This window comes from Photobacterium sanguinicancri (genome assembly GCF_002265265.1).
GTDB classification, from domain to species: domain Bacteria; phylum Pseudomonadota; class Gammaproteobacteria; order Enterobacterales; family Vibrionaceae; genus Photobacterium; species Photobacterium sanguinicancri.
On record NZ_NOIF01000002.1, the window covers coordinates 50,670 to 62,836 of the forward strand.

Annotated in this window: 10 protein-coding genes, 2 tRNA genes and 1 pseudogene; 3 read left to right on the plus strand and 10 right to left on the minus strand. The window is 44.0% G+C overall.

The genetic code is table 11. The annotated features are described in order from the left end of the window. Nucleotides 1-14: 14 nt before the first annotated feature. The 9 genes and pseudogenes from nusA to rlmE all read right to left on the minus strand — a co-directional run bounded on the left by nusA (nucleotide 15) and on the right by rlmE (nucleotide 7,863). Nucleotides 15-1,502 (minus strand): transcription termination factor NusA, encoded by a 1,488-nt coding sequence (gene nusA / locus ASV53_RS00660; protein WP_094955727.1) that lies wholly within the window; start codon nucleotides 1,500-1,502, stop codon nucleotides 15-17. A gap of 22 nt (nucleotides 1,503-1,524) precedes the next feature. After that, nucleotides 1,525-1,980 (minus strand): ribosome maturation factor RimP, encoded by a 456-nt coding sequence (gene rimP, locus ASV53_RS00665; protein WP_062691294.1) that lies wholly within the window; start codon nucleotides 1,978-1,980, stop codon nucleotides 1,525-1,527. A 174-nt stretch (nucleotides 1,981-2,154) separates the two neighbouring features. Beyond that, nucleotides 2,155-2,231: transfer RNA gene (locus ASV53_RS00670), tRNA-Met, on the minus strand. A gap of 58 nt (nucleotides 2,232-2,289) precedes the next feature. Beyond that, nucleotides 2,290-2,374: transfer RNA gene (locus ASV53_RS00675), tRNA-Leu, on the minus strand. A gap of 11 nt (nucleotides 2,375-2,385) precedes the next feature. Beyond that, the gene (secG, locus tag ASV53_RS00680; RefSeq protein WP_062691293.1) at nucleotides 2,386-2,718 is read right to left on the minus strand and encodes a preprotein translocase subunit SecG; all 333 of its coding nucleotides are present in this window, start codon (nucleotides 2,716-2,718) and stop codon (nucleotides 2,386-2,388) included. 252 nt (nucleotides 2,719-2,970) lie between these two features. Next, the gene (gene glmM, locus ASV53_RS00685; RefSeq protein WP_094955728.1) at nucleotides 2,971-4,308 is read right to left on the minus strand and encodes a phosphoglucosamine mutase; all 1,338 of its coding nucleotides are present in this window, start codon (nucleotides 4,306-4,308) and stop codon (nucleotides 2,971-2,973) included. A gap of 10 nt (nucleotides 4,309-4,318) precedes the next feature. Then, nucleotides 4,319-5,158, minus strand: a complete 840-nt coding sequence (folP, locus tag ASV53_RS00690; RefSeq protein WP_094955756.1) for a dihydropteroate synthase — start codon at nucleotides 5,156-5,158, stop codon at nucleotides 4,319-4,321. Between the two features lie 95 nt (nucleotides 5,159-5,253). After that, a complete protein-coding gene (ftsH, locus tag ASV53_RS00695) occupies nucleotides 5,254-7,215 on the minus strand; it encodes an ATP-dependent zinc metalloprotease FtsH (protein WP_062691364.1) in 1,962 nt (653 codons plus the stop codon). A gap of 49 nt (nucleotides 7,216-7,264) precedes the next feature. Next, nucleotides 7,265-7,863: pseudogene (rlmE, locus tag ASV53_RS00700) on the minus strand (23S rRNA (uridine(2552)-2'-O)-methyltransferase RlmE). A gap of 177 nt (nucleotides 7,864-8,040) precedes the next feature. Here rlmE and yhbY point away from each other — a divergent pair. Further along, the gene (gene yhbY, locus ASV53_RS00705) at nucleotides 8,041-8,337 is read left to right on the plus strand and encodes a ribosome assembly RNA-binding protein YhbY (RefSeq protein WP_062691291.1); all 297 of its coding nucleotides are present in this window, start codon (nucleotides 8,041-8,043) and stop codon (nucleotides 8,335-8,337) included. Between the two features lie 96 nt (nucleotides 8,338-8,433). On the opposite strand, the gene greA is transcribed toward yhbY, so the two are convergent. Further along, nucleotides 8,434-8,907 (minus strand): transcription elongation factor GreA, encoded by a 474-nt coding sequence (gene greA / locus ASV53_RS00710; protein ID WP_062691290.1) that lies wholly within the window; start codon nucleotides 8,905-8,907, stop codon nucleotides 8,434-8,436. A 492-nt stretch (nucleotides 8,908-9,399) separates the two neighbouring features. Between greA and ASV53_RS00715 the strand changes: the two genes are divergently transcribed. Both ASV53_RS00715 and dacB read left to right on the plus strand, forming a co-directional pair. Further along, on the plus strand, nucleotides 9,400-10,380 hold the full coding sequence (locus ASV53_RS00715) for a porin (protein ID WP_062691289.1): 981 nt from the start codon (nucleotides 9,400-9,402) through the stop codon (nucleotides 10,378-10,380). Between the two features lie 140 nt (nucleotides 10,381-10,520). Continuing rightward, on the plus strand, nucleotides 10,521-12,020 hold the full coding sequence (gene dacB, locus ASV53_RS00720) for a serine-type D-Ala-D-Ala carboxypeptidase (RefSeq protein WP_239928696.1): 1,500 nt from the start codon (nucleotides 10,521-10,523) through the stop codon (nucleotides 12,018-12,020). The last annotated feature ends 147 nt before the right edge of the window (nucleotides 12,021-12,167 follow it).

The window sequence follows — 12,167 nt, forward strand, 5'->3', positions numbered from 1 at the left end:
CTTGCTAGTAAGTTTTAAACTTCGTCGCTGAACCAGCAGATATTACGAGCAGCCATGATCAGCTCACCCGCTTTAACTTCGTCCAGACCTTCGATATCAAGCAAATCGTCTGTACCTTGGTCAGCTAGGTCTTCCAGTGTCACAACACCTTTAGCAGCTAGTTTGAATGCCATTTCACGTTCAAGGCTTTCAAGGCCTAAAAGGTCTTCTGCTGGTTCTACACCATCTAAAGACTCTTCTTGCGCAAGAGCAAGCGTTGTAAGTGCTTCTTTCGCACGAGCGCGTAGAGCTTCAACTGTGTCTTCGTCTAGGCCATCAACATCCATTAGCTCACTTACTGGTACGTAAGCGATCTCTTCTAGTGTTGTGAAACCTTCTTCAACAAGAACAGTTGCAAAGTCAGCATCGATATCAAGGTGCTTAGTGAAAGCTTCAATTGACTCTTGTGCTTCTTCTTGGTGTTTCTTCTGTAGATCTGCAACCGTCATTACGTTCAGTTCCCAACCAGTTAGTTGAGATGCTAGACGTACGTTTTGACCGCTACGACCAATCGCTTGAGCGAGATTATCTTGCTCAACCGCAATATCCATTGTGTGGTTGTCTTCATCGACGATGATAGAGCTAACCTCAGCTGGTGCCATTGCATTGATCACATATTGTGCTGGATTCTCATCCCACAATACGATATCGATACGCTCACCCGCCAATTCGCTAGAAACAGCTTGAACACGTGCGCCACGCATACCAACACACGCACCCACTGGGTCAATACGCTTGTCGTTAGTTTTCACTGCGATTTTTGCACGAGAACCAGGATCGCGTGCTGCGCCCATTAGTTCAATTACTTCTTCAGCAATTTCTGGCACTTCAATACGGAACAGTTCAGACAGCATTTCAGACTTAGAACGCGTCATGAACAGTTGGAAACCACGCGCTTCTGGACGTACTGCGTACAATAATGCACGAACACGGTCACCAGAACGGAAGTTTTCACGCGGAAGTTGATCTTCACGTTGGATAACCGCTTCTGCGTTATTACCCAAGTCAACGATAACTGCATCGCGGTTAACTTTTTTCACGATACCAGTGATCAGTTCGCCTTCGTTATCTACGAATTGCTCAACGATCTGTGCGCGCTCAGCTTCACGTACTTTTTGTACGATAACTTGCTTCGCAGTTTGGGTCGTAATACGGTCAAACGTTACAGACTCAATTTCGTCTTCAACGTAATCATCTAGCTGAATGCTTTCATCATCGTACTGTGCAGCTTCAATCGTGATCTCAAGCGTAGGCTGAGTCACTTCGCTAACTGCTTTCCAACGACGGTACGTTACGAACTCACCCGTTTTACGGTCAATTTCTACACGTACTTCGATTTCAGCTTCATGTTTTTTCTTTGTTGCTGTCGCCAATGCGATTTCAAGCGCTTCAAAGATACGCTCACGAGGAACAGCTTTTTCGTTGGATACCGCTTCTACGACAGCCAAGATTTCTTTGTTCATTTCTAATGCCCCAATTTAGCGGTTAGAATTTTGGAACCAGGTTGGCCTTGGAAATATTGCTTAGTGCAAACGTTTCGTCATTACCGTCTACTTTCAGAGTGATTAACTCACCTTCAACAGAAATGATGTCACCTTTCCACTTACGACGGTTACCCATCGCCATCTTCAATACCAGGCTGACCTCGTGGCCAATAAATTGTTGGTAGTGTGCAACTTTAAAAAGCGGTCTTTCCATCCCAGGGGAGGACACTTCTAAGTTGTAAGCGACAGTCACTGGATCTTCTACGTCCATTACTGCGCTGATCTGACGGCTAACTTCCGCACAGTCCTCTACAAATATGCCGTTTTCATGGTCAATGAAAACACGTAATGTAGAATGCTCGCCTGCTCGAATAAATTCCAAGCCAACAAGTTCATAACCTAAAGCAACAACAGGTGCTTCAAGCAATTCGGTTAATTGCATCTCTAAAGCTGTCAAAACAACCCCCCGGAAACAAAAAAAGGGCATAAAGCCCAGTAAATACCTGAATGGTCATGTTTCAGATAATAAAAAACCCCGAATTACGGGGTTTTTTATTACTGGACCCTGATATCACAGCAGTGCTGTGATAGAAAAACAACCTTTCGTAAGAATAGTTGATTTTCGGAAAAGTGGTTGCGGGAGCTGGATTTGAACCAACGACCTTCGGGTTATGAGCCCGACGAGCTACCATACTGCTCCATCCCGCGTCCGAATCTGAGGGCGATTATACGCGTCAGATGTTACTATTTCAAGTAACCAGAATAATGGTGCCGAGAAGGGGACTTGAACCCCTACACCTTGCGGCACTAGCACCTCATGCTAGCGTGTCTACCAATTTCACCATCTCGGCTAAATCTTTAATTACTGAGGAATATCGCTGTTTACAGGTGCATTCTCAGTTTTTTCTACAACTTGTTCAGTTGCAGGCGAGCTTAGGTCTTCCCAGCCGCTTTTTTCTGCAGATTGTTTTGCACTAAGGTTACCCAGTACAAGACTAATAACGAAAAAGATCGTTGCACAAACTGCAGTCATTCGAGTTAAAAAGTTTCCAGAGCCACCAGCGCCGAACAATGTTCCAGAAGCACCGGCCCCGAATGAGGCTCCCATATCTGCGCCTTTACCTTGTTGAACCAAAACTAGGCCAATAACGCCAAGCGCAGCCAACAGATAAATCACAAGTAGAATTTCGTACATGGGTTCCACCTATGGTCCATTTGGTTGAGCCAGCTTTGCCAAAGCAGCGCCAGCAGTCACCCTCAACAAGGGAGCGGTGAGATACTAGCGAATGCAGCTAAGACTGACAAGTAAAATATGAGGATTTCCCACGATTAAGCTTTACTTGAACAACAAATAAGCAAAAGTGAGAATCAAACCTAATACCTTATTGGGTGTTTCTGCAAATAACAACGAGACTTACAGAAACACCGACTATTAACTTATTAGCAGTTAACAGTTTTCTTCTACAGCGCGTGCAATTTCTAACGCCGACGCTTGTACAAGTTCAGCATTTTCACCTTCAACCATGACACGGATTAAAGGCTCGGTGCCTGATTTACGCAATAAAACGCGACCAGTTTCACCCAGCTTCGCTTCTACCGCTTTTGTTGCTGCAATTACTGCATCAGATTCAAGAGGGTTAGACTCACCCTTAAAACGAATGTTCTCTAGTACCTGTGGGAACATTGTCATACCATCTGACAGCTCTTTTAGTGACATCTTGCTACCTACAATAGAAGACATAACCTGTAGACCCGCAACAATACCGTCACCCGTAGTCACTTTATCAAGAAGAATAACGTGACCTGAGTTTTCAGCACCAATTAACCAATCGTGCTTTTGCAACTCTTCCATCACGTAGCGGTCGCCCACATTGGCACGAACAAAAGGAATGCCTAAGTTTTTAAGCGCAACTTCCATTCCTAGGTTAGTCATTAGCGTACCAACAACACCGCCTTTAAGTTCACCACGACGTAATGCATCACGAGCAATGATATACGCAATTTGGTCGCCATCAACCTTATTACCTTCTTCATCAACCATGATCACGCGATCGCCATCACCATCTAATGCAATACCAAAGTCTGCTTTTTCTTCTAACACTTTAGCTTGCAGTGCACGGATATCCGTAGCACCCACTTCATGGTTAATGTTGGTGCCGTTTGGCTCACAACCTAAAGTAACCACTTCTGCGCCAAGTTCTTTAAACACCGCTGGCGCGATGTGGTAGGTAGCACCGTGTGCACAATCCACTACGATCTTGTAGTTAGACAGGTCATATTTAGAAGGGAAAGTACCTTTACAGAATTCAATGTAACGACCTGCAGCATCATCAATACGGTAGGCTTTACCCAGTTGTGCAGATTCAACACACGTTAGGGGTTTATCTAACTCCGCTTCAATTGCAAATTCAATTTCATCCGGCAGCTTTGTGCCCTGCGCCGAGAAGAACTTAATACCGTTATCGTAGTATGGGTTGTGCGAGGCTGAAATGACAATACCCGCTTCAGCGCGGAATGTACGCGTCAAGTAAGCGACCGCTGGTGTAGGCATAGGGCCAGTAAATGCAGCTTGTAAACCTGCAGCCGCTAAGCCTGCTTCTAATGCCGATTCCAGCATGTAACCTGAAATACGAGTATCTTTACCGATAAGCACTTTCTTGGTGCCTTGTTTAGATAGCACTCGACCTGCAGCCCAACCTAACTTAAGGACAAACTCAGGTGTAATTGCACCTTCACCAACAAGACCACGGATCCCATCGGTACCAAAATACTTACGTTCAGCCATTTTTTCGCTCCTAGCTTTTATTCATCTGCATTTTTGTCATTTGGCACACTTTAAGTACATCGACGGTTTCCGCCACATCATGCACTCGAATAATTTGTGCGCCCTTCATTGCTGCAATAGCGGCACACGCCAAGCTACCAGCAACACACTCTGCAGGCTTTTTATCTAATAATTTAAAAACCATCGATTTACGGGACATGCCAACAAGCAAAGGTAAACCGAATTGGTGAAATTGTTCTAAATGTGCAAGCAACTGATAATTATCTTCAATTGTTTTACCGAAGCCATATCCAGGGTCAAGTAATAGCTGATTTTTAGCAATCCCAGCTTTCTCACACGCCTGAATACGTTCTACTAGAAATTGACTGACATCCATCAGTAGATTTTCGTAGCTTGGTTGGTGTTGCATTGTACGCGGTTGCCCTTGCATATGCATTAAGCAAACAGGAACGTTTGCTGCGGCAGCGGCTTCTAATGCTCCCGGTTCTTGCAGTGCACGTACATCATTAATTAAATCAGCCCCCGCATTCACAGCTGCGGTCATAACCTGTGCTTTACTGGTGTCTATCGAGATCCAGCAATCAAAGCGTTGACGAATCGCTTCTACAACAGGAACAACCCGATCGAGTTCTTCTGCTGTAGCAACATCCGCTGCTCCTGGGCGGGTTGACTCACCACCAATATCGATAATGCTAACGCCTGCCGAAAGCATGCTCTCGACATGACGCATCGCATGATCAAATTGATGAAACTGACCACCATCAGAAAATGAATCTGGGGTCACATTCAAAATTCCCATGGCATGGGAAAAAGACAAATCAAGAGTCTTATCTTTACTGGTCAAAATCATTGGCTGCATTCCATTTATTCCCAACATGACAAATCAGTACCCTGATAAACAAAAAACCCCGAACGAGTCGGGGTTTTTAAGATCAACACTCAGCGTTATGCTTGAGGCTTATCATCATCGTTAGTTTTTTGTGCCGGCTCATCTGCAACGTCTGTTGCACTCTCATCAGCTTTTGCTTCAGGTTGCGCGTCAGCCTTTGGTGCGTCGTCGGTTGATTTTAATGTATCGTCTGTATCACCCCAGCCTTTTGGCGCTCGGATAACCGTTTTACGGTCCATTAAGTCATCAATCTGACCAGCATCAATCGTTTCATACTTCATCAGTGCATCTTTCATTGCATGCATGATATCCATATTCTGCGATAAAATTTCACGAGCACGTTCGTAGTTTCGGTCAATAACCGCACGAACTTCAGTATCGATTGCACGAGCAGTATCGTCTGACATGTGTTTGGTCTGTGTTACAGAGCGGCCAAGGAATACTTCACCTTCGTCTTCTGCATACAGAATAGGACCCATTTTGTCAGAGAAGCCCCACTGAGTAACCATCTTGCGCGCAATATCAGTTGCACGTTCGATATCATTTGATGCACCAGTAGATACCTTGTCTGCACCGTAGATAAGCTCTTCAGCTAAACGGCCACCGTAAAGGCTAGACAGCATTGACTCAAGGAACTCACGCGAGTGGCTCACACGGTCTTGCTCTGGTAAGTACATGGTCACACCCAGTGCACGCCCACGCGGAATAATCGACACTTTGTACACTGGATCATGATCCGGTACTAAGCGACCAATAATTGCGTGACCCGCTTCGTGGTATGCCGTTGATTCTTTTTGGTCTTCCGACATCACCATCGATTTACGCTCTGCGCCCATCATGATTTTGTCTTTAGCCAATTCAAATTCAACCATAGAAACCACACGCTTGTTACCGCGCGCTGCAAATAGTGCAGCTTCGTTAACAAGGTTTGCTAGATCGGCACCTGAGAAACCTGGAGTACCACGAGCAATCAGTGCGGGTTCTACATCATTCTCAAGCGGAACTTTACGCATGTGAACTTTAAGAATCTGCTCACGACCACGTACGTCTGGTAAACCAACCACAACTTGACGGTCAAAACGACCAGGACGAAGTAATGCAGGGTCAAGTACGTCTGGGCGGTTTGTTGCAGCAATAACGATGATACCTTCGTTACCTTCAAAACCATCCATCTCAACCAGCATTTGGTTTAGGGTTTGTTCACGTTCATCGTGTCCACCACCTACACCAGCGCCACGTTGGCGACCAACCGCATCGATTTCATCGATGAATATAATACAAGGCGCGGCTTTCTTCGCTTGCTCAAACATGTCACGGACACGGGATGCACCCACACCAACGAACATTTCAACAAAGTCAGAACCAGAGATAGTAAAGAACGGTACTTTCGCTTCACCCGCAATGGCTTTCGCTAATAGCGTTTTACCCGTACCAGGAGGACCAACCAACAAAATACCTGTCGGAATTTTACCGCCCAATTTCTGGAAGCGGCTTGGATCACGTAAGTAATCCACCAATTCTTTCACGTCTTCTTTTGCTTCGTCACAACCAGCAACATCAGCAAACATGGTTTTTATTTGGTCTTCGCTCATCATACGCGCTTTCGATTTACCGAACGACATGGCACCTTTGCCACCGCCGCCCTGCATCTGACGCATAAAGAAAATCCAAACACCGATAAGCAGAAGCATTGGGAACCATGAAATGAAGATTGAAGCCAGTAGGCTTGGCTCTTCAGGTGGTGTACCCATAACTTTTACATTTGCGTTAATAAGGTCGTCTAACAGCTTCTGATCTTGATAAACAGGCAGGTAAGTTAGGTATCGGGTGTTATCACGTTTAAATACAGTGATTTCACGATCATTGAATCGCACTTCCCTAATCTGATCCTGACCGATTTCACGGACAAAGGTTGTATAGTCGACTTGACGGCCTGCATTATCACCTGGACCGAAGCTCTGAAAAACAGACATCAGTACAACTGCGATAACTAGCCACAAGATCAAGTTTTTTGCCATGTCACTCAAGGTGTTAACCTCGCGATAACTAATAGATGAATGTAGACTACTACAGTTTGTAACCTGTAGCTACTATGTAGACTTCATGCGAGCGATCTCGCGATGAGTCAGGTTTCCGAATTTTGACCACTTTGAACATGCTACGAATTTCAGCTAAATATTGGTCAAAGCCTTCACCTTGGAAAACTTTTACCGTAAAACTGCCATTCGGTGCAAGTACTTGTCGACACATATCTAATGCTAGTTCAACAAGATACATAGCTCTAGGTTGATCTGATGCTAAATTGCCACTCATATTGGGTGCCATGTCAGACATCACGACATCACGACATCAACCATATCAGGTTGAATACGTTCTAACAGTGCATCAAGTACCGATTCTTCACGAAAATCACCCTGCAAGAAGCTCACGCCAGACAGTGAATCCATTGGTAAGATATCACAAGCAATGACTTGCCCTGAATCGCCAACAATTTCAGCCGCATACTGTGACCAGCTACCAGGTGCAGCGCTAAGATCGACAACCGTCACACCTTGTTTCAACAGTTTATATTTGTTTTAAATTTCTTCTATTTTGAAGATTGCACGGGAACGGTAACCTTTCTTTTGAGCTTCCTGAACATATTTATCATCAAAATGTTCTTTCAACCAACGTCCGGAGCTACCAGATTATTTTTCTACTCATGATTTACCTAATGAGCTTGAGTACTTATTTAAGTATACATGGCGATTTAACCACCTTGCATACTAAACAAATTAGTCTTCTCGACTAGATGGCGTTAGAATACCTCGTTTTCAACCCTAGTATTAAAAAATAGAGTCGTTATGAATCTAAGCACCAAACAAAAGCAGTTCCTAAAGGGTCTTGCTCACAGCCTAAAACCAGTTGTACTTATGGGTGCAAACGGCTTAACCGAAGCCGTACTGGCAGAAATCGAACTTGCACTTAACCATCACGAATTAATTAAAGTGAAGGTAGCAACTGAAGATCGTGAAACTAAAGTATTGATCGTAGATGCAATTATTCGTGAATCTAAAGCTGAAAAAGTACAAGTAATCGGTAAGACACTTGTTCTTTACCGCCAAAGTGAAGCACGTAAAATCGAGCTTCCACGCAAATAAAAAAGGCCGCCGATGCGGCCTTTTTTGTCTTTTCACAAAACGAAAAAGTTACATTCTCTAACACATTAATAGTACATGCTTTTTCGCAATAGGCGATTAAATGTACTCTACTTTCTCGATTTCAAATTCTTTCTGGCCACCCGGTGTAGAAATAACCACTTCATCACCTTCTTCTTTGCCAATCAGACCACGAGCAATCGGCGAGTTCACAGAGATACGACCCGCTTTAATATTCGCTTCGTCATCACCAACGATTTTGTAGGTCACTTCTTCTTCAGTATCGACATCCATCAAACGTACCGTCGTACCAAAAATTACTTTACCTGTGTTCGTTATCTTAGTTACATCGATAACCTGCGCCACAGACAGCTTATATTCGATATCTCGAATTTGTGCTTCACAGATCCCCTGCTCTTCACGTGCTGCGTGATATTCCGCGTTTTCTTTAAGGTCACCCAGTTCACGGGCTTCACCAATCGCTTGCGAAATAATCGGGCGACGCTTCATTAACACATCCAGCTCTTCACGCAGCTTCTTCTCGCCGCTAACTGTCATTGGTACTTTATCCATTTCAACTTCCTCATGTCTTCATGCCACGCATTTCAGACAAATAAAAGCCACTCAGTAACGACCTGAGTGTCATTAATTCACAAAAGATTGTTGCCTATTTTAAACAAATATCATCGATAGGTCACCTATTGCTGCATCTAGATGGCATTGTTCTCATCTCAAAGAATTGAGCATTACATATCTGATTAAACAACAAAATAATGCAGCAATGGTCACATTTTGAACCACAAGAAAACGAAAACAACCACAACAATCTCACACCACTTTTCTAAAACATACTAAAAAGTGAATTTTCTACTGAACTTTACATACCACACCCAAGCAACTGTTTTACATGCATTAAATATAGTAAAACATCAAACAAAACCAACCTAAAAACATTTTTTTTAGCTTTTTTTACTAACACTACTGCCCCATAACCAGTAAAAAGAACGCCATGCATTTACACATTGAAGTGCATCAAATAAAAAAATATTTTAAAAGGATTCAGCAATGAACAAGAACCTGATTGCTCTAGCAGTAGCAGCAGCGACTCTTTCTGGTGCAGCACAAGCGGCAGAAGTATACTCAGACGAAACGTCTAGCCTAGCAATTGGCGGTCGTATCGAAGCACGTGCAGCAGTTAAAGACGGCGACGTGACTGACAACACTCGTACTCGTATCAACATCGGCGCTAAATCAGACATCACTGATTCTGTATACGGTCTTGGTTTCTTCGAGCGTGAATTCCGCGCAGGCGATAGCGTTAAGATCGATGGCGAATCAATCAACGTTTCTCCTAAAGATGAAAACCGTAAACTTTACGCTGGTATCGGTTCTGACTACGGTCAAGTTGTATACGGTAAAATCGACGGTTCTCTAGGCATGATCACTGACTTCACAGATATCATGGCTTACCACGGTAACGAAGCAGGTGGCAAAATCAACGCTGCTGACCGTGCAAGCAACAGCCTTGCATACATCGGTTCTTTCGATAACCTAGTAGTTAAAGCTAACTACGTGTTTGACAACGGTTCAAAAGAAGACGGTTACTCTGCTGGCGCAATGTACACGCTAGACATGGGTCTTGGTTTCGGTGCGGGTTACGCACAACAAGAAACTGGCGCAGACAAAACTGACAAAACTGAGAAACAAGCATTCGCAGCTATCTCTTACGCAATCAACGATTTCTACTTCGCAGGTCTATACCAAGACTCACGTAACACTGCTGCTGAAAAAGTACGTGGTTACGAACTTGCTGCTAAGTACACTATGGACAAGCTAGTATTCACAGGTACTTTCAACTACCTAGAAGACAAAGACAACTCTAACTCAGACGACGCACTTGCTAACTCGTACGCAGTTGACGCGACTTACTACTTCACTAACAACTTCCGTACTTACGCGTCTTACAAACTAGACCAAGCTAAGACTGATGTTGCTGGCGAGCGTAACAAAGATGAGTTCGTTCTTGGTGCACGTTACGACTTCTAATCCCGTTTGGATTAAAAGCGCAATATGCTGATAAAACGCAGACTTCGGTCTGCGTTTTTTGTTTTCATAACATCCCCTCTGACATTCACGCCAATAATTCAGCTATGATGCTATAAATGCTTTCATATCAAGCCTGTATCATGACGATTTCTCTACTTTCTAAAAAAAGTGTATTCCTGTTGGCTACTGTCGCTACTTTCTCTCAGCAAGTAATGGCCGTGACAGCCCCCCCTTTACACGCAAATATCACTCAATCACTTGCGCTATTACCCTCGGGCAATAGCAGCAGTGTAATTGTGGCGCAGCATGCCGTTCCACCAAAAAAAAATCCGACTCTTGTGTGGCAAAAAAATCCGCAGCAACTTCGCGCGCCAGCCAGCACCCAAAAATTATTAACCGCATTAGCAGCCAAACTCTATCTACCGTCAGCATTCACCTTTAATACAGATATAGAGCTAAGTACCAATAAGGCTAAACAAGACCTCATCATTCGCTTTAACGGCGATCCTCTCTTTAGCCGTAAAGATCTCACGGCCTTGCTAAGGAAAGTGAAATTGCAGGGCATTAATCGCTTAGAGGGTAATATTTATCTTGATGGCAGTATTTTTAATGGCTACGAGCGTGCTGTCGGCTGGCCGTGGGACATTTTAGGGGTTTGCTATAGTGCGCCATCAAGTAGCATCAGCCTTGAGCATAACTGTGTACAAGGCGCTATTTACAGTAATAAAAAAGAAGGTCAACCCACGCGAGTCCATGTTCCTTCTCATCAACCTATTACCGTCACAACCCATGCTAACATTGTGTCTAAAGCACAGAAAAAATCGCAATTTTGCGATTTAGAACTTCATGCTTTACCCGATAACAGCTATCAGTTAAATGGCTGTCTATTACAACGCGAAAAGCCGTTGCCTCTTAATTTTGCCATCCAAGATACGGAAGCATTTACCCAGCAAGTATTATTAGCTGAGCTAAAACGTTTAGGTATTCGATTTACGGGAGAGATCAAGCGCAGTGATGACCACCAAGGTCAGCGTATCGCCCGCCATCAATCAGTGCCATTACCTGAGCTTTTAGAGATCATGTTAAAAGATTCTGACAATCTTATTGCTGATAATTTAGCGAAAACACTGGGGCACTACTACTTCAAGCAACCCGGTAATTTCGCCAACGGTACTGCGGCAATTAAAGCGATTCTCAGCGACCAAGCAGGGATCGATCTTAACAATGCAGTCTTAGTTGATGGGTCAGGGCTATCACGTAATAACCGCCTAACCGCCGAACAGTTGCTATATGTGATGAACTACTTAATTACACACGATCAGCAACTCGCGCTTTTAGCGGCCCTACCCGTTGCTAATGAAAGTGGCACCTTGCGCTACCGTCCAAGCTTACGAAAACTGCCACTGGCTGGTAATTTAACAGCAAAGAGTGGCTCACTATACGGAGCTTACAATCTTGCGGGGGTGCTTAAAACAGAATCAGGGCAATCGCTCATTGTGATCCAGCTGATCAATAACTATCACCCAGTGAAACCATTAGAAGATAAACCGATGACACCCGCGATTACTCAATTCGAAAAAGCCTTTTATGAGGTGCTGTATCATGCAGATCTAGGCGCAACAGATACTAAGGCACTCTAAAATTAAAGAATAAAGCGGAATGATAAAGCCAGATTAGTACAACGGCACAAGTATGAAAAAAGCCCCAGTGCATCTAGGCACTGGGGCTTATATATAACAGCTTGGCACAATAAGAATAGGGATAGCCAAAGACTGTTGCAAAATGAA